Here is a 21,872-nt window from a genome sequence, read left to right on the forward strand (position 1 = left end):
TTGTGGCTCCGCAGGCGGCGGCGCGTGTGGCAACTGCAAATCCGGCAGTCGTCACTGTGCATGGCCGAACACGTCCGACAACTGCTTCGCGATCACCCGTCCCGACACCTGTGGTGACACGCTCGTGCGTAGAACGTGCGGGCACACCTTCTACGTCAAGGGCCTGTGTGGCAGCACGGAGATCGGTGTGTCGATCGCCGACTGCGGGCCGCAGACCGACCTGTGGTGCGGCGAACGCTCGTGCTGCAACGGCAACTGCGCGACCGACCGCCTGATCGACCTGACGCCGTCGGGCTACAGCGCGATCGGCAACCTGTCCACCGGCATCATGCCCGTGACGATTCGGAGCTGAGCAGTGTCAGACATCCTGGGACGCAGGCGTTTCCTGTCCGGCGCCGTGCTCGGTACCACCGCGACGGTGATCACGGCGACGACGATCGGCTCGGTCGCCCCCGAGGCCGTGGCCGATCCGAAACTCGACGTCGAGCCGGGTGCGGTCGACCCGAACTTCGTCGAGGGCCGGATCACCGGCATCGCGGGTGGGCTGCTGATGGTGACCGGCACCGACCGCACCATCAACCAGATCCACATGACCAAGGCGACGAGCGTGTGGAAGCTGCGACCGACCACATCGGACGCGGCGAAGGTCGGCGACGGCCTCTACGCGCGCGGCGTGCGGATGCCCGACGGCACCCTCGCGGCCGACGCGATCTGGCTGAACATCGTGAACCTGCAGGTGCACATCACCTCCATCGGCCGGAGCGTGATGCACATGGACCACCGCGGCGACCGGATCGTCGGGCACGTCGTGTCCGGTACCACCGCGGCGGTCTACAACAGCACACCCGCGGTCAGCGACCTGTCGCTGCTGCAGGTGGGCAAGCACGCGCAGGTGATCGGCGCCTGGCGGCCCGACACGAACGAGGTCGACCTGGCCACGGTGTACGCCGCCGCGTGAAAGGACCGTCATCGTGATCGAGTGGTTGGCGAGCACACAGCAGGCCGTCGTCGGCGGCGTGCTGCTGTGGGCCAGTGCGTTCAAACTGGTGCACCGCAATGCTTCCGCCGCGGCCAGGCGGTCGGTGCTGGCGCGGCTCACCGGCAAGGATCGGGTCGTCGGCGCCTACCGTGCGGTCGGCGTGGTGGAGGCGCTCATCGGGCTGCTCCTGCTGGCGCCGCCCGTGCTGGTCGTCGAGGCCTACGCCGCGGCAGCGCTTTCCGTTGGCATGCTTGGTTATCTGGCCTACGGGAAGCGAAAAGCGCCGGACGCGGGATGCGGCTGCCTCGGCGACAAGGAGGCACCGATCACGGCCCGCGGGTTCGTCCGCGCCGGGCTGCTGGTCGCGCTTTCCCTCGTCGCGGTGGCGGGTTCGGCATGGTGGCCGACGGAACGTCCACTTGCGACGATCGGGTTGGTCGTCGTCGAGCTGGCCGTTTTCGCCGCGCTGTCACCGGAGCTGGACCACCGGTGGCTGTTCCCGTTGCGGCGCTGGCGGGTACGGATGAGTCACCCGCTGGCGAGCCGTGAGGTCGTGGTACCGCTGGAGTCATCCGTGCAGCAGCTGTGGAAGAGCGCCGTCTACCAGTCGGTGGTCACACAGCTCAGCTCGGACCTGCTGGACCACTGGGACGAGGGCGAGTGGCGGCTCCTGTCGTACGCGGCCCGCACCCCGGACGGCCCGGCGACCGCGGTGTTCGCGGTGCCGCGCCTCGCCTACCGGCCTGACGACGTGCGGATGGCGATGGTGCGGGAGGAGCAGGAGGCACTGGTGTGACCGGTGGGGCGGCGGGGACTCCTCGTCGCCCCACTTTCGTCAGAGGATCCAGTTCGCGAACACGGCCGGGGACGCGGCGACGAGGCTGAACCGGATGAAGCGGCCGATCAGGCCCGCGCTCAGGAAAGCGGACAGGCTCATCCGCACCATGCCGGCCAGCACGGAGGTCGCCATGAACGGCGGCAGGCCGATCACCGAGCTGACACCGTAGGTCCCGACCATCCAATGTGGATGGCGGTGGCACTTCTCCCGCAGGAACTCGACCCACATGCGGACCCGTTTGGTGCGCTGCCGCCACGCGACCCTGCGCGGGGTCTCCACCCTCGTCTTGCGGTGCATGAACGACGGCAGCCGCAGCGTGCCCTTGGCCGCGTAGTAGTACAGCAGTTTGCCCGCCACCTGCCCGACCGCCACGGTCGCGCCGAGGCACAGCCACGGGATGTGCGGCTGCTGCATGGCCAGCCCCACCAGGAAGATCTCGATGCTGATGAGCGGAAGAAGCGCGGACCCGAAAGCGACGCCAAGCGTCAGTCCGAGCCACGCGATCACCAGCGAACCTCCAGCCGTGGTCGAGGACGGCATGCAGCGTACCTGAGCCTCAGACCGCCACGGGGCAAAGTCGGGGCGAATGGTCGCCCTCTACTGAGACGTCGCGCGGACCCGGCCGGTTGTGTCGGGTCCTCCGGTGGTGACGCTCAGTCCTCCAGCTCGAAGCGGAGAGTGCCCGTCAGGCGCACCTCACGCAACGGCTTGCCACTGGCATCCAATGTACGCACCGTCCCGTCGACCACCCAGCCGGCGCGCTCCCAGAACCCCAGCGAGGCCTTGTCCGCCTCGGCGACCCACGCGATCCCGCGTGCCATCCCGGCGGCCAGCATGGCCTTGCCCGCCTCGGCGACCAGCCGGCCACCGTGACCGCGGCGGCCCCAGCGTGGCTCCACGAGCAGCGTGCTGACCAGCGCGACCCGCTCCGCGTCCGGCACCGGGATGCCGGTCGCGTCGGCGGACTCGTCCTCCGGCGCCTGCCCGGCCGCGCAGAAACCGACGCACCACTGGCCTTCGAACGCCAAGAACACCCTGGCCGGACCCTGTTCGATGGTGTGCAGCCAGGTCCCGGCCGCCTCGGCGGCCGCTTCTTGCCCGCCGAGCGCGTCGAGTACCTCGGCGGGCAGCAGGTCGGCATAGGCGGACCGCCACGTGGTGAGCTGGATCCTGGCGATCTCCGCCGCGTCGGACGGTTCGGCTGGGCGGACGGTGGCTTCGGCCATGCACAGGAAACTAGACGGTGCCGTGACCAGGTCTCCCGGCAGGCACTGTTCGCGGACAACGCTCGGCTACGCTCTCCGACCGTGACCGTCTCCGTGCCCGGCTACGAGATCGTCGACGCACTGGGGCGCGGCGGTTTCGGCGTGGTCTACCGCGCCAGGCAGCTCACGATCGACCGCGAGGTCGCGATCAAGCTCGACTCCCGCATCATCCTCGACGACCGCGACCAGCGCCGGTTCCTGCGTGAGGTGCGGGCCGCAGGGCGGCTGTCCGGGCACCCGCACGTGGTCGAGATCTACGACGCCGGTGTGCTGCCCGACCACCGGCCCTACCTGGTGATGGAGCTGTGCCCCGGCGGCTCGCTCGCCGACCGGCGCGCGCCGGGGCAGCCCCGCGAGGTCGCCGAGATCGGCCAGAGGATCGCCGACGCGCTCGCCGCCGCCCACGACCTCGGCGTGTTGCACCGGGACATCAAACCGGCGAACATCCTGGTCAAGCGGTACGGGACGGTCGGGCTCGCCGACTTCGGGCTCGCCGCGCTGATGGACACCGGCCGGGACACGTCGGTCACGCTCGCCGCGCTGACGCCCGCCTACGCGGCGCCTGAGCAGTTCCACCTCGCGCCGCCGACGCCGCAGTCGGACGTGTACGCGCTCTGCGCAACGCTCTACACGCTGCTCGCGGGCCGCCCGCCGCGCTATCCCCACGAAGGGGAACTGAGCGTGCCGGAGATCGTCCGCCGCCACGACCTGCCGCTCGAGGACATCCCGGGCCTGCTGCCGGAGTTCATGGCCGTGCTGCGGCGCGGGCTCGCGAAGGACCCCGCACACCGCTACCCGGAGGCGGCGGCGCTGCGGGCGGACCTGTCGCAGCTGACCGTCGGCGGCTTCAGCGGGCCCCGGCACGTGGTGACCACGCCGGTCGTGACGGTGGCGCACGCCCGCCCGTCCACGCCGCCGCCCGGCTTTCCGCCGCCGATGGGGCCGTCGCGGTCAGGGCCGCCACCGTCACGACCGGCGCCGTCGGGACCGCCGCCGTTCCAGCAGCAGACCGTGCCGCCGAAGCGGAACCGGACGGCGATCTGGCTGGGGGCGGCGCTCGCGGCGGTCCTGGTGCTGGCCGGGGTCTGGTACCTCACGCTGCGGAACACCGGCGACGGGCAGCGGCAGGCCGGGTCGTCGCCGGGTGGCGGCGGCACGACCACGGCCGAGCAGTCGTCTACCGACGTCTACGGCGTCGCGACCGTGACGGACGACTGCCCGGCGGCCGCGGTGCCCGACGGGCAGGCGCAGTGCGTGCGGAAGGCCGAGTGCTGGTCCGGCTGGGTCATGATCAACGGGGAGATCAACAGCATCAGGAGGATCCCCTGCGACCAGGGGCACATCTGGGAGGTCTTCGCGATCGCGGTGGTGCCTGGAGACGTGTCCGATCCGTACCAGGACGTGCTGGCCGAACACCCGGTCGTCAAGCAGGTGTGTTCGGAGGAGAACCTGCTGGCGTCGCGGTTCGGGGACGCGCTGCGGTACGGGCCGGAGCGGTGGGAGTTCGAGATCATGCCCCCATCGAGTGACGACGTGTCCCGTGACCTGGGCGTCTACCGCTGCGTCGGCAAGATCACCGACGTCACGGGCGTCACCGGCTCGGTCTTCCGCCCACGCTGACCGGGTTTTGTCGGTGGTCCGTGTCATGGTGTCGCCGTGACTGTGGCAGCGGGCGATGGAGTTGGTGAGCGTGACGGAGGGTAGTCCACGATGACCGTGCTCAGTGCGGACGCGGCGCGGCGGATCGCGTTGGGGGCTCAGGGTTTCACCGAGCCCCGGGCGGGTGGCGACGTGTCGCGGCGGCACCTGAAACGGGTGCTGGACCGGGTGCGGCTGATCCAGCTCGACTCGGTGAACGTGGCCGTGCGCGCGCACTACATGCCGCTGTTCTCCAGGCTGGGCCCGTACCCGACGGACCTGGTCGACGACGCGGCGTGGACTCACCGCGCCCGCAGACCGCGCATGCTGGTCGAGTACTGGGCACACGAGGCGAGCCTGTTACCGGTCGCGGACTGGCCGCTGTTCCGCTGGCGCATGCGTGAGAACGAGGCGAGGTACGCGCACCGGTACGCCTCGATGTTGAAGGACGCGCCCGGCCTGTTCGACGACGTGCTCGCGGCGGTGAAGGAGCTGGGCCCGATCGGCGCCGGTCCGCTGGAGGACGCGCTGGGCCTGGCCGAGGGCCGCGCGAAGAAGGCGCCGGGTGGCTGGTGGAACCGCTCCTCGGTGAAGCACGCGTGCGAGTGGCTGTTCGCGACCGGCGAGCTGACCACGGGAACCCGCCGCGGCTTCCAGCGCCTGTACGACCTGCCGGAACGGGTGCTGCCGCCGGAGGTGCTCTCGGCGTCCCCGGTCTCCGACGAGGAGGCGGCCCGCGCGCTGATGCTGCGTGCGGCCGAGGCCCACGGCGTCGGCACCGAGCCGGACCTGCGGGACTACTACCGCCTCAAGCCGGGCCGCAGCCAGGTGGCGCTGGCGGAGTTGGTGGCCGAGGGGCTCGTCGAACGGGTCGAGGTACGCGGCTGGCCGCAGCCCGCGTACCGGCACATGGCGGCGAAGACCCCGCGCAAGGTGACGGGCGGTGCGCTGCTGTGCCCGTTCGATCCGCTGATCTGGCGGCGCGAACGCACCGAGCGGATCTTCGACTTCCACTACCGCATCGAGATCTACGTCCCGGAACCGAAGCGGATCTACGGCTACTACGTCTTCCCGTTCCTGCTGGACGGCGAGCTGGTGGGCCGGGTCGACCTGAAGACGGATCGTGCGGAAGGCGTGCTGCGTGCGCGTGGCGTGTTCGCCGAACCGGGCACCGACCCCGGCCGGGTGGCCGCCGAACTGGCCGACGAGTTACGCACGATGGCCAAGTGGCTGGGCCTGGACACGGTCGCGGTGGGCGACAGGGGAAACCTGGCCAAGCCACTGGCGAAGGAGCTGCGAAGGCGCTGACGGCCTCGTGGGTGCCGGGCGAGGGGGCTCGGCAGGCCCGGACACAGGCCTGAGCGGCGCCTCGAGTGCTGGGAGCGGAGGCGCCGCTCAGGTTCTTTCCCCCTGTGGAAGTGGTCTACTCCGCGGCGGCGGGCGTGACCACGGCAGCGCCCGAGCCGGTGCGGCCGCGGATGCGCAGCGGCGGCTTCGACGAAGGCGGGCTGGTCGTCAGGTCCAGGTCGCTGCGGGCCTCACCCGACCCGGACGACAGGTCGACCTCGGCCGGGCTGCCCTCGCGGACACCGACCTGGATCGCACCGGAACCCGTGTGGAGCTCCAGCTCGCCCGACGCGGCGTTGGCGATGGTGACGCGGCCGCTGCCGGTGCGGGCCAGGACGTCGCCCGTCACCGCGCCGAGCCAGACGTCGCCGCTGCCCGTCACGACGGTGCTGGCGGCGCCGATCGCGGTGATCTCCACGTCGCCGCTGCCGGTCTTCGCGCGCAGGCCGGCGGCCATCGGGCCCAGCCGGACGGTGCCGGAGCCGGTGTCCACATGGACCGTGCTCTCGGCCTGGTCGGCGCTGATGCGGCCGGAACCCGTGTGCAGGTTCAGACGGCCCGCGCCACCGTTGACCATGACGTCGCCGGAGCCGGTGCGGGCCTCGACGTGCGAGCCGACCGGCGCCTGGACCGACACCTGGATCGGCACGTTCCGCAGCTGGAGGTCCTTCGGCGTCCGCACCACGAGCCTGCCCGCGGTGAAGTCGACGCGGGTCTGGCGGACCGCCTCGGCCTCCGCGCTCGAGCCCTGCGGGACGGTCTCGCCGAACTGGCCGCCCAGCTGACCGCCGAACTGGGTGCTGACCCAGCTCATCAGGTTGGTGACGCCTTGTGACCACGGGCTCGCGGCACTGGGGTCGTGGCGGATCTCGACGTGCACCCCCGGCTCGTCGGCCAGCCGCACCGTGACCCCGCCGCCTCCGGTGCCCAGGTCCAGCTCGACCGGGCCATCGGCGTCGAAACTCTGTCTGCGCACCACGTTCTCGTCGCTCATCCGCGTCACCCCTCGTACCAGCCGTGTACGCGGGAGCCACTCTGCCCGCGTTCGGAGCCGCCCCAGCCGCGCGGGCCGCCCCAGTCCTTGCCGCCGCCGAACGCGCGGCTCTTGCCATGCAGTGCCCCCTGCACCGCCTGCTGCACGAACGTGTTCAGCGACACCCCCTGTGCCGCCGCCGCCTGCTCGGCCTTCGACTTCAGCTGTTCGAACAGCCGCAGCGTCATCCGGCTCATGTCGCCGCCCGCGGTCTCGTCGACCGGCGGGAGGTCGCTCCCATGGGGGTCGTCGTGCGGGGCGGCCCTGCCGGTCACCACGACCTGGACGTCGCGGCCGGAAAGACGGACGTCGACGACGTGGTCCTCCTGCGCGGCGGTCACCTCGGCGGCGAGGTCGGACAGCGCGTTCATGATCGCGAGGCGTGCCGCAGGCTCCAGGGCCGCGGCAAGCACCTCCGCCGTGCGGCGGGTGTTCTCGTCGCCGGCCGACGCGGCCGTGGCGAGATCCTCCCGGAGCGAGGCGATATACGGTGTGAGATCCATGATGTCACTATGACACCATGATTGATGTCATGCAACTGTCGCAGGTGACAGCACGCGTCGTTCCGAAACCCCGCAACCTGCGCCGGTTACCCTTTCCGGCATGACGGAGACGGTGTCGCCAAAGGTTCAGCTCATCGCGAAGACGGAGTTCTTCCCGCCCGAGGACGTCCCGTGGTCGACCGACGCCGAAGGCGGTGAGGCGCTCGCCGAGTTCGCCGGCCGCGCCTGCTACCAGTCGTGGAAGAAGCCGAATCCGGCCACCGCGACCAACGCCGGCTACCTGCGTCACATCCTCGAGGTTGGGCACCTGTCGGTGCTGGAGCACGGCACCGTCAGCTTCTACATCTCCGGCATCTCCCGCTCGCTGACCCACGAGCTGATCCGGCACCGCCACTTCTCGTACTCGCAGCTCTCGCAGCGGTACGTGCCGGAGCGCAAGGCCGCCATGGTCGAGCCCGCCGTCATCGCGGAGGACCCGGTGCTGCACGAGAAGTTCCTCAGGGCGGCGGAGGCGAGCGTCGCCGCCTACACCGACCTCCTCGAGGGCCTCGAGGAGCACTTCGCCGACGTGCCGAACGCGACCCTGCGCCGCAAGCAGGCCCGCCAGGCCGCCCGCGCCGTCCTGCCCAACGCGACCGAGACCCGCATCGTCGTCACCGGCAACTACCGCGCATGGCGGCACTTCATCGCCATGCGCGCGAGCGAGCACGCCGACGTCGAGATCCGCGAGCTCGCCGTCGAGTGCCTTCGCCAGCTGCACAAGGCGGCCGCCAACGTGTTCGACGACTTCGTGATCTCCGTGCTGCCGGACGGCACCGAGGTCGCGTCGAGCCCGTTCGTCACGGAGGGCTGACGCGGGTGAAGCGTCTCACCGTCGACGTCGCACCGGGGGACTACACCGTCAGCCGCCTGCCGGCAGGCACCGAGCCACCCCGCATCGCGGCCGCCGGACTGGTGTCGATCACCAGCACACCGACCGAGGTGTCGGTCGTCTGCCCGAGCGAGCACGCGCCGGAGACCGAGCACGCGCATCCCGGCTGGCGGCTCCTCACCGTCCGCGGCCCGCTCGAGTTCGACCTGACCGGCATCATGGCGGCGCTCGCTGGGGAGCTGGCCGCGGCGGGCGTCAGCCTGTTCGCCGTCTCCACCTACGACACCGACCACGTGCTGGTGAAGGCCACCGACCTCGACCGCGCGGTGAAGGCACTGAGCGAGGCGGGCCACGAGATTTCCAGTGTCCCGCGCCGGAAATTGGGTGCGTGAGTCGGTGGATCCAGGTTTCTGCCGGCAAGGCGCCGATCCTCTCTCGTACCGGGTTGTACTTGGGTGGATCGGCAACGCCGCCAGAAGGAGGCTGGGCCGCCGAATCATGTGCCAGATTTCCGGCGCGGGACACTAGACGTCCCCGAACTCCGCCCGGACGCCCAGCAGGCGGATGGGACGGTCCAGGTCGAACTTCGCCAGTACGTCGAGCGCGGCCGCCGTCAGCCGCCCGGCGTCGTCGGTCGGCGACGGCAGCGTCATGCTGCGGGTGTGGGTGAAGAACGGCGCGAACCGCACCTTCACCGCCACCCGTGCGGCGGGCCTGCCCTCGTCGGCGACGTCCGCCGCGACGCGTTTCGCCAGCGCCACCACCTCGGCCGCGATCTCGTCGCGGCCGGTCAGGTTCTCCTGGAACGTGGTCTCGCGGCTGCGGGACTTCGCCACCCACGGTGTGGCGGTGACCTCCGCGCTGCCCGCGCCCCGTGCCAGCCCCCGGTACCACGGGCCCATCCTCGGCCCGAGCCGCGCGGCCAGCGCCTCCGGCTCGGCCTGTGCCAGCTCCGCCACCGTCGTGAACCCCAGCTCAGCGAGCTTGCGGCCGGTCTTCGTGCCGATGCCCCACAACGCGGTGGTGGGCCGGTCCGCCATCACGGCGAACCAGTTGTCCCTGGTCAGCTGGTACACGCCTGCAGGCTTGCCGAACCCGGTCGCGAGTTTGGCCCGCGGCTTGTTGTCGCCGATCCCGACCGAGCACGACAACCCGGTGTGCTCGCGGACCGCGTCGGCCACGGTGCGGGCGAGCGCGACCGGGTCGTCGGTGGTGACACCGAGGAACGCCTCGTCCCAGCCGAGCGCCTCCACCACGATGTCGTCGAAGGACCGCAGCACCGCGTAGACCTCGGCGGACGCCGCGTCGTAGGCGGGCGCGTCGTGCGGAAGGAAGATCGCGTCCGGGCAGCGTTTGGCCGCCAGCCGCAGCGGGATGCCCGAGTGCACGCCGAACTCCCGCGCCTCGTACGACGCGGTGGCCACGACCCCGCGCTCGGCCGGGTTGCCCCGACCGCCAACGACCACCGGTTTTCCGGCCAGCGACGGGTCCCGCAACACCTCGACCGCCGCGATGAACTGGTCGAGGTCGACGTGGAGCACCCATGCCGCCATAGCGCCATCTAACATCCTGCGCGTGACACAGCAGCCCGAAGCGACCCGGCAACGGGTGATCGCCGGCCGATACGCCATTCTCGAGGAGATCGGCCGAGGCGGCATGGGCGTCGTATGGCTCGCCGAGGACCGCACGATCGGCAGGCGCGTCGCGATCAAGGAGCTGCACCTGCCCTCGGGTGTGCCCGCCGAAGAGCGGCGGGTGCTCGAGGAGCGGGTGCTCCGCGAGGCCCGCGCCGCGGGCAGGCTCAACGACCCGGCCGTGGTCACGGTGTTCGACGTGGTCCAGGAGTCGGGCGCGACCTACATCGTGATGGAGCTGATCCAGGCGCCGACGCTGTCGGACATCGTCGCCCGCCAGGGGCCGCTGCCGCAGGAGGCCGTCGCCCGGATCGCCGAGCAGCTGCTCTCCGCGCTGGAGGCCGCGCACGCCGCCGGTGTCGTGCACCGCGACGTGAAGCCGTCGAACGTGATGGTCCAGGCGAACGGCCGGGTCAAGCTGACCGACTTCGGCATCGCGCAGACCACCGACGACCCGCGCCTGACCAGCAGCGGCGTCCTGCTCGGCTCGCCGACCTACCTCGCGCCCGAGGTGATCCACGGCCAGCAGGCCGACGCGCGCTCCGACCTGTGGGCGCTCGGCGCGTCGCTGTACTTCGCGGTCGAGGGCAGCTCGGCGTTCGAGCGGCCGACCACCGCCGCGACCATGCACGCGATCGTCAGCGAGGTGCCGTACCTGACCAGGAGCCACGGCCCGCTCGCCTCGGTGATCATGGGCCTGCTCAACGCGACCCCGCAGGCGCGGCTGTCCGGGCAGCAGGTGCGCGGGCTCCTCGCGCAGGTCGGCACGCCGACCGGCGAGCAGACCGTGGCGCACATGGCGACCGCCATGTACCCGAGCCCGCACGCGACCCGGTTCGCGACCGGCCCGCAGCGGCGCAAGCGCAAGCCGCTGTGGCCGCTGCTCGCCGTCGGCGTGCTGCTGGTCGCGGGCGCGTTCGCGGGCGGCTGGTTCAGCGGGCGCGCCGGGCTGGTCGAGCCGGTCGTCGACGCGGCGAGGGGCGAGACGTTCACCTACGGCGATGGCGGCGACATCCCCGAGCTGCAGGTCTCGACCGGCAGTTGCGGCAGCTCTCCGCTCCAGCGCGGGCGGGGCATCCCGTCGAGCGTCACCTGCGACGAGACGCACGACTTCGAGATGGTCTACAGCACCGAGCTGTACCAGTCGGAGAACCTGGGTTACCCGGGCGTGGACCGGCTCAAGGCGTTCGGCGAGAGCGTGTGCGCGGTCGTGTTCAACGACGACGCCTATGTGCTGGAGAACCAGCGCCGCGATCTGGTCTACATGACGCTGGTGCCGACGGAGGCGGCGTGGACCGACCTGGAAGATGGCAACCAGTCCGTGTTCTGCGCGGTCCGCGACGCCGACCGCGCACAGCTGTCGGAGTCGGTGATCCCGCAGGACTAGTTACCCACGGGTAGGCTCTGGCGCATGTCTGTTGCCGAGGACGAGCGTGCCGCGCTGTGTGACCTGTTCGACGAACTGGGCCCTGACCAGCCGACGCTCTGCGGGGGCTGGCAGACCCGGGACCTCGCCGCGCACCTCGTGGTGCGTGAGCACCGGCCGGACGCGGCGCCGGGCATCCTGTTGTCCGCGTTCGCCGGGCACACGAAGCGCGTGCAGGACTCCTACGCGCGCAGGCCGTGGGCCGAGCTGGTGAACCTGGTCCGTGGCGGCCCGCCCGTGTGGTGGCCGACCCGCATCCCTGCCGTGGACAGGCTCGTGAACACCGTCGAGTTGTTCGTCCATCACGAGGACGCGCGCCGTGGCCAGGAGGGCTGGCAGCCGCGCGACCCCGACGCGAAACGCGACGCCGCCCTGTGGACCGGGCTGACGCGGGTCGGGAAGATGACGCTGCGCCGGTCACCGGTGGGGCTGATCCTGCGACGCCCCGTGTCGGCGCACGCGCCGCTCGGTGACTCCGCCGGTGACTCGGCCGGTGACTCCGTCGTCATCAAGCGTGGCCCGGACACCGTGACGGTCACCGGCGAGCCAGGTGAGCTGTTGCTCTTCGCGTTCGGGCGGGACGCGGCCCTGGTCGAGTTCGACGGTGACCAGCCCGCGGTCGCCGCCGTGCGGGGCCTCGACCGGGGTATGTGACCCCCGGTCTCCACTTCGACGGAACCCGCGGTCCTCCCCACCGGTCCGAGTGTCCGACACGGGAGGAGTGGTGAGGTGACGGAGCAACTCGAACGGGTGGTCGCCGGCCGGTACGCCCTGCTGCACGAGATCGGCCGAGGTGGCATGGGCGTCGTGTGGATGTCGGAGGACCGCACGATCGGGCGCCGGGTCGCCATCAAGGAACTGCACCTGCCCGACGGAGTGGCGCCCGCCGAGCGCCAGGTGTTCGAGGAGCGGGTGCTCCGCGAGGCCCGCGCGGCCGGACGGCTGAACGACCCTGGCGTCGTCACCGTCTACGACGTGGTCCGCGACCTGGGCACCACGTTCATCGTGATGGAGCTGATCGAGGCCACCACGCTGACCGAGCTGGTCCAGGACCGGGGGCCGCTGCCGCAGGACGAGGTGGCCAGGCTGGCCGAGCAGTTGCTGTCGGCACTGCGGACCGCGCACGCGGCGGGCGTGGTGCACCGGGACGTGAAGCCGTCGAACATCATGGTGCAGCGCAACGGCCGGGTGAAGCTGACCGACTTCGGCATCGCGCAGACCACCGACGACCCGCGCCTGACCACCAGCGGCATCCTCGTCGGCTCACCGACCTACATGGCACCGGAGCGGCTGCGCGGCCACGACGCCGACGCGAGCTCCGACCTGTGGGCACTGGGCGGGGTCCTCTTCTTCGCGGTCGAGGGGTACGCGGCGTTCGAGCGCGCGTCCGCGGCCGCGAGCATGCACGCCATCCTCAACGAGGTCCCGTATCTCACCCGCTGTCACGGCCCGCTCGCGTCGGTGATCATGGGGCTGCTCAACGCGCACCCCGAGGCCAGGCCGTCGGCGGAGCAGGTCGCCGGGCTGCTCTCGCAGGTCACGATGACCCCGCCGGACGGGTTCGCGGCACCGACCGCGCACCTGGCACCGCAGGCGACCGCCCACTACGCGCGGCCCGCGCCGCGCAGGCGGTGGGGCGTGGTCGCGACCGTCGCGGCCGTGCTCGCGGCGGTCCTGTTCGCGGCGGGGTTCGGTACCCGCGTCGCCACCGAGCCGAACCCGGGCGACGACCGGCCCGAGAACATGGACACCGCCCTCACCTACGGCGACGGCGGCTACTTCCCCGAGCTGTCGTACAACTCCTATCCGGAGGGTGGCTGCGTGAGCAGCGACCTGACCGAGGGCAGGCACATCACGGACAGCGCACACGTCGAGTGCACCGAGCCGCACGTGTTCGAGGTCTTCCAGACCCGGACGTTCTTCAGTCCGCCGGAGGAGTACGACAAGTGGCCGGACATCGCCTACCCGGGCCGTGCCGGGCTGGTCGAGTACACCGAGGCGGTCTGCCGGATGATCTTCAACTCGAAGTCGATGATCCCCGGGACCGGGGAGGCCGGACTGCGTTACCGCGCGCTGGTGCCCACAAAGGACGCCTGGGACTCCCACCGCGACTCCCACTGCCTGCTCTACGCGGCGGACAACCACCAGCTCGACAAGTCCTACCTGGCCGTGGAGTAGCGTCTTCCGCATGAACACGTGCCCGACCGCCAAGCCAGGGCGGCCGTTCGGCCAGGTGCTCACCGCGATGGTGACCCCCTTCGACGCGAGCGGCAAGCTCGACCTCGGTGCCGCGCAGAGCCTCGCGAACCACCTGGTCGACCTCGGCAACGACGGTCTGGTGATCAGCGGGACCACCGGCGAGTCGCCGACCACCTCCGACAACGAGAAGGCCGAGCTGGTGCGCGCCGTCGTGGACGCGGTGGGGGAGCGGGCCACGGTGGTGGCGTCGGTGGGCACCTACGACACCGCGCACTCCGTGCACCTGGCCCAGCAGGCGGAGCAGGCCGGCGCGCACGGGCTGCTCGTGGTCACCCCGTACTACTCGCGGCCGCCGCAGGCCGGCCTGTTCGCGCACTTCACGGCCGTCGCCGACGCGACCGGCCTGCCGAACATGCTCTACGACATCCCGCCGCGCTCGGTCGTGCCCATCGAGGTCGACACGCTGCGCAGGCTCGCGGAGCACCCCAGGATCATCGCCGTGAAGGACGCCAAGGGCGACCTGTTCGCGGGCAGTGAGGTCATCGCGAGCACCGATCTCGCCTACTACTCGGGCGACGACGCGCTGAACCTGCCGTGGCTGTCGGTCGGCGGCGTCGGGTTCGTCTCCGTCATCGGGCACGTGGTGGCGGGCAGGCTGCGCCGCATGCTCGAGACGTACGAGAACGGTGACGTCAGCACCGCGCGCACCGTCCACCGTGGACTGCTGCCGGTGTGCCGGGCCATGGGCCGGGTCGGTGGCGTGATCTTCTCGAAGGCCGCGTTGCGGCTGCGCGGCCACCAGGCGGGCGATCCCCGGCTGCCGCTGCCGCCCGCGACGAGGGAGCAGATCGCGCTGATCGCGTCCGACCTCGGCGACGCCGGTGTGCCGCTCACCAACGCCGCGCCATCCGACGTGGCCGCCGCCAGGGTCGCGCACGCCGACGCGGCCGCCGCGTACGTCGCCACCACCACCCACACCAGCGCCGGGCAGGTTCATCAGTGAAGCCATTGGTCGCACCCGGTCCGCTTGCCGACGGGGGACTGCGCATCGTCGCGCTGGGCGGGATCGGCGAGATCGGCCGCAACATGACGGTCTTCGAGTACGGCGGCCGCATGCTCATCGTGGACTGTGGGGTCCTGTTCCCCGAGGACCAGCAGCCCGGTGTGGACCTGATCCTGCCGGACTTCCGCGCGATCGAGTCGCGGATGGACGAGATCGACGCGGTCGTGCTCACGCACGGCCACGAGGACCACATCGGCGCCGTGCCGTTCCTGCTGCGCCTCCGGCCCAACCTGCCGGTGGTCGGGTCGCGCTTCACGCTCGCGCTGGTCGCCGCGAAGTGCAAGGAGCACCGGCTCACCCCGAACCTCGTCGAGGTCACCGAGGGCGGCCGCGCCGTGTTCGGCGAGTTCGAGTGCGAGTTCTTCGCCGTCAACCACTCCATCCCGGACGCGCTGGCGGTCGCCATCCGCACCCCGGCCGGGCTGGTGCTGCACACCGGCGACATCAAGCTGGACCAGCTGCCGCTCGACGGGCGGCTCACCGACATCGCCGGGTTCTCCCGCCTCGGTGACGAGGGTGTCGACCTGTTCCTGGTCGACTCCACGAACGCCGAGGTCCCCGGGTTCGTGATGGCCGAGCGCGAGATCGGCCCGGTGCTCGAGGGTGTGGTCTCGCGGGCGAAGCAGCGGGTGATCGTGGCGTGCTTCGCGAGCCACGTGCACCGCGTGCAGCAGGTGTTCGACGTCGCCGTGCAGAACGGGCGGCGGGTCGCGCTGGTGGGCCGGTCGATGGTCCGCAACATGGGCATCGCCGTCGACCTCGGTCTGCTGCACGTGCCGGAGGGCCTGCTCGTCGACCTGAACGAGGCGTTGGAGCTGCCGGAACACCAGGTGCTGTTCGTGTCGACCGGGTCGCAGGGCGAGCCGCTGTCGGCACTGTCCCGCATGGCCCGCGGCGAGCACCGGCAGATCCGGATCCTCGCGGGTGACACGGTGGTGCTGGCGAGCTCACTGATCCCCGGCAACGAGACCGCGGTGTTCGGGGTCGTCAACGGACTCGCGCGGCTCGGTGCTTCCGTTGTGCACCAAGGGAACGCGCGGGTGCACGTGTCCGGTCACGCGTCGGCGGGGGAGCTGCTGTTCCTCTACAACGCGGTCCGGCCGTCGAACGTCATGCCGGTGCACGGCGAGTGGCGGCACCTGCGTGCCAACGCCGCGCTGGCCGTGGCGACCGGGGTGCCCGCCGACCACGTGGTGATCGCCGAGGACGGTGTGGTGGTCGACCTGGTGGACGGCCGCGCGTCGATCACCGGTCGCGTCGAGGTGGGACACGTGTACGTGGACGGCCTGTCCGTCGGCGACGTCGGCGAGTCCACCCTGTCCGACCGGCTGATCCTGGGCGAGGGCGGTTTCATCGCGATCACGGTGGCCGTCGACTCGACCACGGGCCGCGCGGTGGCGCCGCCGACCGTCTCCGGCCGAGGCTTCTCCGACGACCCGAAGGCGCTCGACCAGGTCGTGTCGCTGGTGGAGATGGAGCTGTCCCACTCGGAGTCGGAGGGCATCACCGACACCCACCGCATCGCACAGTCCGTGCGCCGCGTCGTGGGCCGCTGGGTCGCCGACACCTACCGCCGCCGCCCGATGATCGTCCCGACGGTGATCCCGGTCTGAGTCGTTCGGGGCGCGGTCAGCGCTTCGCGAGCGCGACGACCACGGCGCAGCCCACGGTGAAGACCTGCCGCAACAGTGCTCGCCGCGCCTTGCGCTGTTCTCGCCTCGTCGGCCTCATGGCTGTCACCCGCTTCGACGCTCGTCCTGGTTGTTGTATCGCCAGAATCGTCTCGTTGTGACGGGTGCCACGTCATCAGACCTGCGGTGGAACGGGGTCCGCCGGTAGTGCGACGTTTGGTCGACGGGCCGCGAGCTGCACGACGGTCGCGCCGGCGAGCAGCACCAGCGCGCCGGCAATCTGCACGACCGTGAGCGCCTGGCCAAGCACGAGCCACGCGAGCGTGGTCGCCACGATCGGCTCGCACACGGCGATCACGCTGACCACGTTCGGCGGCAGGTACCGCATGGCGCTGATCGACAGCAGGTACGCCATCGCCGTGCTGATCACCGCACAGGCGACCAGCAGCACCCACACGGGCACGGCCAGGCCGCCGAAGTCCGCGTCGGCGGCCATGATCTCGCCGGGCAGCGACCACGGTGGCGCCATCACGGCGACCGCCACCGCGCCGATGACCATGCCCCACGTGACGAGACCGACCATGGGCATCGTGCTGACGCCGCGTTCGCCGATGAGGAAGTACGCGGCCGCGCACAGTGCCGCGCCAACGCCGAACAGCAGGCCGAGCGCGTCGAGCCGCAGACCCTGCCACACCTCGGCGACCATCGCGAGCCCGAGCAGCGCCAGCGCGGTGCCCACCCACATGCTGGCGGGGAGGACGACCCGCCGGACGAGGCGCACCCACAGCGCCACCAGCACCGGTGAGGTGAACTCCAGCAGCATCGCCACCCCGATCGGGATGCGTGACACCGCCGCGAAGTAGAGGAACTGCACGCTGGCCACGCCGATCAGTCCATAGCCGATGAGCACCGGCAGGTCGGACCGGCGCACAGCCAGCAGCTTCGGCCGGGTCACCGCCACGCACACCAGCAGCATCGCCGCGGCGAGTCCGATGCGGAAGCTCACCACCTGCTGCGGCGACAGCCCGGCGTCCATCGTCGGTTTCACCAGCGGGCCGGACGTGCCGAAGCAGATCGACGCCAGCACGATGAGCACCGTGCCGCGAGTAACCATCGTTCCGGGTTCACCGGTCGCGGAGGTGGTCGATCTGGTCGCGGTGCTACTCGTCATGACCCGTCTTTCCTTTCCCTGGCACTGCCTGCACGGTATGTCAGGGACCGCGGATCGCAATTGAATTTTTTCCCGGCCTGACGCAATATTTTTGCGTGAAGCTGGACGAGATCGATCACCTGCTGCTGGACGAACTGCAGACCGACGCCGGACGCACCCTCCGCGAGCTTGGTGAGGTCGTCGGCCTGTCACCGAGCGCGGTGCAGCGGCGGATGGAGCGTTACCGCCAGAGCGGCCTGCTGGCGCGCACCGCGGCCGTGCTCGACCCGAAGGTCAGCCACGACCTGGTGGTCGCCGTGTGCCTGGTCTCCGTCGAACGCGAGTCGGTCCGCCTGCACGAGGCGTTCCAGCGCAGGCTCCTCGCCGCGCCGGAGGTGCAGCAGGTCTACTCGGTGTACGGCGAATGGGACTACGTGGTCGTGCTGACCACCTCGGGCATGGCACACCACAACGAGGTGGCCGCGCGGCTGCTCACTGGTGCGCCGAACGTCCGCAGGTACTCGACGCTGTTCGTGCTCGACCCCATCCGCACCGGCTCGGCGATCCCGACCCGCGCGCTGCGGTTGTAGCGCCTACCGCGCCGGGCGCCATGGGCTCGTGCTGTCCGTCGGCCGGGTGGGGTCGTGGAACTTCGGTGTGTCCGGCTCGTCGGCGCGCAGCGGCACCAGGTTGTCGGTGATCGCCAGCATGATCCGCTTGTGGGCGCGGACGGCGTCGCCTGGCTTGGCGGCCGACAGGTCCGACAGGTCCACGACCGGGCCGAAGTGGACCTGGAACGTCGGCCGGTGCCGGATCGCCCGCAGCAACGACGTCAGGCCCGGCATGAGGTCCCGCCACCCGGTCACGACCTCGGTGCCCCAGTACACGGCCTCGTGCGCGCCCCACTGGCTGATCGTCAGCACCGGCACGTCACCGGTCAGCGCCATCCGCGCGACGCCGGTCTTCCCGCGCTCCGGCCACAACCCGGGTTCGCGGCTGACCCGGCCCTCCGGGTAGACCAGCACCGGGCCGGGCGTCTCCCGCAGCGCGGTCGTGACCCGGTCGAACGCCTCGATGACGTTCGCCTTGCCCCGGTCCACCCGCAGGCTGCCGCCCTGCCGCAGCCCCCAGCCGACCACCGGCGCGTCCAGCAGGCCGCCCGTCAGCAGGAACCTCGGGTTCACACCCGCCTTGCGCAGCGCCGCCGTCAGCACGAACGGGTCGAACATGCCGATGTGGTTCGCGGCGACCAGCATCGGCTGGTGCCGCAGCTCGCGGGGGATGGACCCGGTGATCTCGAGCTTCCCGACCAGCCGGACGACCCCCACGTCCACCAGGGTCATCGCCCGCCAGAGCGGGGAGACCTTCTGTGGCTTGGGCCGCCGCGCGAACGTTCCGCGGCGGGGCCACCGGCGTGTCGGCTCGGAAGTACGGCGAGACAGCGCGACCATGAGCGGAGCATCGCACGACCCCTGTGGGGGTTCGCCAGCGGATCAGTCAATCCCGGTGCTTCTGTGCCGAGAGTGACTCCTGTGGCTGATGCGACTACCGTGGGGGGTTGTGGCGAACCGGACAGCAGCTTCCAGAAGCTCCAAGGGCCGCGGCTCGGGTGGCGGCTCCGGAAGCGGTGCCCGCGCCAAGACCGGGACGACCCGGTCGACCCGGTCCGCCAAGACCCCCGCCAAGACTCCGGCCAGGTCAACGGCCAAGTCTCCGGCGAGGTCGTCGAGGCCCGCCGCGCGCCGCCCACCGGCACGCAGGCCCGCGAGCAAGGGCTCGGTCGGCCGCGGCCTGCGCGGTGGCTGGAACCTGCTGGCCAAGGGCGTCGGCGGCATCGCCCGCACCGTCGGCCGCACCAAGGAGCTCGACTCGGCGCACCGCCGCGACGGCCTCGCGTTCGGGCTGATCGCCGTCGGCGTCATCGCGGGTGCCGGCATCTGGTGGCACGCCGGCGGACCCATCGGCACCTACCTGGAGGTCGGCGCGCGGTCGGTCGTCGGCGCCGCCGCGATGGCGCTGCCGCTGACGGCGCTCGTCGTCGGCATCACGCTGATGCGGTCGGATCCGCAGCCGGAGAAGCGGCCGCGCCTGGTCATCGGCTCGCTGCTGTTCGTCCTCGCCATCCTCGGCGTGCTGCACATCTTCGCCGACCAGCCCGCCGACAACCTCGGTCGCATGTACGCGGGCGGCGCGTTCGGGTACATGTCCGGCGGGCTGCTCGCCAAGGGCGTCACCGCGTGGGTCGCGCTGCCGCTGCTGGCACTCGTGCTCGGTTTCGGCGTGCTGGTGTTCACCGGCACCCGGTTCCGCGACATCCCCACCCGGCTGCGAGAGCTGGGCATGGACCCGGAGGACCGCGAAGGCTACGAAGGCGTCGACGGCATCGACGCCGATGGCCTCGACCTGCCCGGCCAGGAGGATCCCGGGGAGGCCGAGCAGGAGCCGGTCCGGCTGCGCCGCCCGTCGCGCCGCCGCCAGGCCGCCATGTCCGACGGTGACGCCGAGCCCCCGCAGGCCGAGACCGGCGTCGGCGAGGAGATCCCGCCACCGCCGGAGCCCGCTCCGCCGCCACGCAAGCGCAAGAAGCCCGTCGAGGTCGCGGAGATCCCGCAGATCAAGGACCAGGGCGGCCAGGGCCAGCTCGCGCTCACCCCGAGGGTCGTCGACGGCGACTACACGCTGCCCGACCCGAACCTCCTCGAGGCGGGCGACGCGCCAAAGACCCGCAGCCGCGCCAACGACGCCATGATCGAGGCGATCACCGGCGTGCTGGACCAGTTCGCCATCGACGCGCAGGTCACCGGCTTCACCCGGGGCCCGACCGTCACGCGGTACGAGATCGAGCTGGGCCCGGCCGTGAAGGTCGAGAAGATCACCGCGCTGACCAAGAACATCGCGTACGCGGTGGCCACCGACAACGTGCGGCTCCTCGCCCCGATCCCCGGCAAGTCCGCGGTCGGCATCGAGGTGCCGAACTCCGACCGCGAGATGGTGCGGCTCGGCGACGTCCTGCGGTCGAACACCGCGGTCAAGGACGGTCACCCGATGGTGATCGGCCTCGGCAAGGACATCGAGGGCCACATGGTCACCGCGAACCTCGCGAAGATGCCGCACCTGCTGTGCGCGGGCTCCACCGGCTCCGGCAAGTCGAGCTTCGTCAACTCCATGCTGGTGTCGCTGCTCGCGCGGGCCACCCCGGACGAGGTCAGGATGATCCTGATCGACCCGAAGATGGTGGAGCTGACGCCGTACGAGGGCATCCCGCACCTGATCACCCCGATCATCACGCAGCCGAAGAAGGCCGCGGCCGCGCTGACGTGGCTGGTCGAGGAGATGGAGCAGCGCTACCAGGACATGCAGGCCAACCGGGTCCGGCACGTCGACGACTTCAACAGGAAGGTGAAGTCCGGGGAGATCACGGCGCCCCCTGGCTCGGAGCGCGAGTACCGGCCCTACCCGTACATCCTCGCGATCGTCGACGAGCTGGCCGACCTGATGATGACCGCCCCGCGCGACGTCGAGGACGCGATCGTGCGGATCACGCAGAAGGCACGTGCGGCCGGCATCCACCTGGTGCTCGCGACCCAGCGCCCGTCGGTCGACGTGGTCACCGGCCTGATCAAGACGAACGTGCCGTCGCGGCTGGCGTTCGCCACGTCGTCGCTCACCGACTCGCGGGTCATCCTCGACCAGCCGGGCGCGGAGAAGCTGATCGGCATGGGCGACGGGCTCTACCTGCCGATGGGCGCGTCGAAGCCGATCCGCGTCCAGGGCGCGTTCATCACAGACGAAGAGATCAACGCGATGGTCTCGTTCGTCAAGGAGCAGGCGCAGCCCGAGTACACCGACGGCGTGACCTCGGCGAAGGCGGCGGAGAAGAAGGACGTCGACGAGGAGATCGGCGACGACCTCGAGGTGCTGATCCAGGCGGCCGAGCTGATCGTGACCTCGCAGTTCGGGTCGACGTCGATGCTGCAGCGCAAGCTGCGGGTCGGGTTCGCGAAGGCGGGACGGCTGATGGACCTGCTGGAGAGCCGCGGCGTGGTCGGCCCGTCGGAGGGCTCGAAGGCCCGCGACGTCCTGGTGAAGCCGGACGAGCTGGACTCGGTCCTGTACACGCTCCGCGGCGGCGGCCCCACCCCGTCAGACGACGAGGACTTCGACGACGAGTAGCCCAGCACAACCCGCGAGTCCACGGTTCGGGACCCGCGAGTCTTCGGTTCGGGACCCGCGAGTCCACGGTTCGGGACCCGCGAGTCTTCGGTTCGGGACCTGCGAGTCTTCGGTTCGGGACC

General features: G+C 71.1%; 21 protein-coding genes. 14 read left to right on the forward strand and 7 right to left on the reverse strand.

Annotation, left to right across the window (positions count from 1 at the left end; all coding sequences use genetic code 11):
• The first annotated feature begins 124 nt into the window (after window positions 1-124).
• The 3 genes from WBA97_RS11930 to WBA97_RS11940 are packed head-to-tail and all read left to right on the forward strand — an operon-like array spanning window position 125 to window position 1,775.
• On the forward strand, window positions 125-352 hold the full coding sequence (locus WBA97_RS11930) for a hypothetical protein (RefSeq protein WP_424230821.1): 228 nt from the start codon (window positions 125-127) through the stop codon (window positions 350-352).
• Between the two features lie 3 nt (window positions 353-355).
• A complete protein-coding gene (locus WBA97_RS11935; RefSeq protein ID WP_424230822.1) occupies window positions 356-958 on the forward strand; it encodes a cell wall protein in 603 nt (200 codons plus the stop codon).
• Between the two features lie 13 nt (window positions 959-971).
• Window positions 972-1,775: a MauE/DoxX family redox-associated membrane protein gene (locus WBA97_RS11940; RefSeq protein ID WP_424230823.1), complete on the forward strand. Its 804-nt coding sequence runs from the start codon at window positions 972-974 to the stop codon at window positions 1,773-1,775.
• Between the two features lie 39 nt (window positions 1,776-1,814).
• Here WBA97_RS11940 and WBA97_RS11945 read toward each other — a convergent pair whose 3' ends face one another.
• Both WBA97_RS11945 and WBA97_RS11950 read right to left on the reverse strand, forming a co-directional pair.
• Window positions 1,815-2,357 (reverse strand): hypothetical protein, encoded by a 543-nt coding sequence (locus WBA97_RS11945; protein WP_424230824.1) that lies wholly within the window; start codon window positions 2,355-2,357, stop codon window positions 1,815-1,817.
• A gap of 113 nt (window positions 2,358-2,470) precedes the next feature.
• The gene (locus WBA97_RS11950) at window positions 2,471-3,043 is read right to left on the reverse strand and encodes an N-acetyltransferase family protein (protein ID WP_424230825.1); all 573 of its coding nucleotides are present in this window, start codon (window positions 3,041-3,043) and stop codon (window positions 2,471-2,473) included.
• An 81-nt stretch (window positions 3,044-3,124) separates the two neighbouring features.
• On the opposite strand from WBA97_RS11950, the gene WBA97_RS11955 reads away from it, so the two are divergent.
• Complete coding sequence (locus WBA97_RS11955; protein ID WP_424230826.1) at window positions 3,125-4,702, forward strand: serine/threonine-protein kinase; 1,578 nt, start codon at window positions 3,125-3,127, stop codon at window positions 4,700-4,702.
• A 90-nt stretch (window positions 4,703-4,792) separates the two neighbouring features.
• Window positions 4,793-6,028 (forward strand): winged helix-turn-helix domain-containing protein, encoded by a 1,236-nt coding sequence (locus WBA97_RS11960; RefSeq protein ID WP_424230827.1) that lies wholly within the window; start codon window positions 4,793-4,795, stop codon window positions 6,026-6,028.
• A gap of 115 nt (window positions 6,029-6,143) precedes the next feature.
• Here WBA97_RS11960 and WBA97_RS11965 read toward each other — a convergent pair whose 3' ends face one another.
• Both WBA97_RS11965 and WBA97_RS11970 read right to left on the reverse strand, forming a co-directional pair.
• Window positions 6,144-7,061, reverse strand: coding sequence for a DUF4097 family beta strand repeat-containing protein (locus WBA97_RS11965; RefSeq protein WP_424230828.1), 918 nt, complete (start codon window positions 7,059-7,061; stop codon window positions 6,144-6,146).
• A gap of 5 nt (window positions 7,062-7,066) precedes the next feature.
• Complete coding sequence (locus WBA97_RS11970; RefSeq protein WP_424230829.1) at window positions 7,067-7,603, reverse strand: toxin-antitoxin system HicB family antitoxin; 537 nt, start codon at window positions 7,601-7,603, stop codon at window positions 7,067-7,069.
• A 100-nt stretch (window positions 7,604-7,703) separates the two neighbouring features.
• On the opposite strand from WBA97_RS11970, the gene thyX reads away from it, so the two are divergent.
• Both thyX and WBA97_RS11980 read left to right on the forward strand, forming a co-directional pair.
• Window positions 7,704-8,456 (forward strand): FAD-dependent thymidylate synthase, encoded by a 753-nt coding sequence (gene thyX / locus WBA97_RS11975; RefSeq protein ID WP_424230830.1) that lies wholly within the window; start codon window positions 7,704-7,706, stop codon window positions 8,454-8,456.
• A gap of 5 nt (window positions 8,457-8,461) precedes the next feature.
• Window positions 8,462-8,866 (forward strand): ACT domain-containing protein, encoded by a 405-nt coding sequence (locus WBA97_RS11980; protein WP_424230831.1) that lies wholly within the window; start codon window positions 8,462-8,464, stop codon window positions 8,864-8,866.
• Window positions 8,867-8,998: 132 nt separating this feature from the next.
• Here WBA97_RS11980 and WBA97_RS11985 read toward each other — a convergent pair whose 3' ends face one another.
• Entirely contained in the window at window positions 8,999-10,027 is a 1,029-nt protein-coding gene (locus WBA97_RS11985) for a DNA polymerase IV (RefSeq protein WP_424230832.1), read from the reverse strand.
• A 22-nt stretch (window positions 10,028-10,049) separates the two neighbouring features.
• Here WBA97_RS11985 and WBA97_RS11990 point away from each other — a divergent pair, with 22 nt between their 5' ends.
• From WBA97_RS11990 to WBA97_RS12010, 5 genes are all read left to right on the forward strand, one after another.
• Complete coding sequence (locus tag WBA97_RS11990) at window positions 10,050-11,495, forward strand: serine/threonine-protein kinase (RefSeq protein WP_424230833.1); 1,446 nt, start codon at window positions 10,050-10,052, stop codon at window positions 11,493-11,495.
• Between the two features lie 24 nt (window positions 11,496-11,519).
• Entirely contained in the window at window positions 11,520-12,188 is a 669-nt protein-coding gene (locus tag WBA97_RS11995) for a TIGR03085 family metal-binding protein (protein ID WP_424230834.1), read from the forward strand.
• A 75-nt stretch (window positions 12,189-12,263) separates the two neighbouring features.
• Window positions 12,264-13,712, forward strand: coding sequence for a protein kinase domain-containing protein (locus WBA97_RS12000; protein ID WP_424230835.1), 1,449 nt, complete (start codon window positions 12,264-12,266; stop codon window positions 13,710-13,712).
• Window positions 13,713-13,722: 10 nt separating this feature from the next.
• A complete protein-coding gene (gene dapA / locus WBA97_RS12005; protein ID WP_424230836.1) occupies window positions 13,723-14,736 on the forward strand; it encodes a 4-hydroxy-tetrahydrodipicolinate synthase in 1,014 nt (337 codons plus the stop codon).
• Entirely contained in the window at window positions 14,733-16,409 is a 1,677-nt protein-coding gene (locus tag WBA97_RS12010) for a ribonuclease J (protein ID WP_424230837.1), read from the forward strand. Before dapA ends, WBA97_RS12010 begins: the two co-directional genes overlap by 4 nt.
• A 193-nt stretch (window positions 16,410-16,602) precedes the next feature.
• On the opposite strand, the gene WBA97_RS12015 is transcribed toward WBA97_RS12010, so the two are convergent.
• Complete coding sequence (locus WBA97_RS12015) at window positions 16,603-17,598, reverse strand: EamA family transporter (RefSeq protein ID WP_424230838.1); 996 nt, start codon at window positions 17,596-17,598, stop codon at window positions 16,603-16,605.
• A gap of 95 nt (window positions 17,599-17,693) precedes the next feature.
• Here WBA97_RS12015 and WBA97_RS12020 point away from each other — a divergent pair, with 95 nt between their 5' ends.
• Window positions 17,694-18,167: an Lrp/AsnC family transcriptional regulator gene (locus WBA97_RS12020; RefSeq protein WP_424230839.1), complete on the forward strand. Its 474-nt coding sequence runs from the start codon at window positions 17,694-17,696 to the stop codon at window positions 18,165-18,167.
• 3 nt (window positions 18,168-18,170) lie between these two features.
• Here WBA97_RS12020 and WBA97_RS12025 read toward each other — a convergent pair whose 3' ends face one another.
• The gene (locus WBA97_RS12025; RefSeq protein WP_424230840.1) at window positions 18,171-18,920 is read right to left on the reverse strand and encodes a lysophospholipid acyltransferase family protein; all 750 of its coding nucleotides are present in this window, start codon (window positions 18,918-18,920) and stop codon (window positions 18,171-18,173) included.
• Window positions 18,921-19,137: 217 nt separating this feature from the next.
• Between WBA97_RS12025 and WBA97_RS12030 the strand changes: the two genes are divergently transcribed.
• Window positions 19,138-21,750, forward strand: a complete 2,613-nt coding sequence (locus WBA97_RS12030) for a DNA translocase FtsK 4TM domain-containing protein (RefSeq protein WP_424230841.1) — start codon at window positions 19,138-19,140, stop codon at window positions 21,748-21,750.
• Window positions 21,751-21,872 lie beyond the last annotated feature (122 nt).

The organism is Actinophytocola sp. (assembly GCF_049647105.1).
Classification (GTDB): Bacteria; Actinomycetota; Actinomycetes; order Mycobacteriales; family Pseudonocardiaceae; genus Actinophytocola.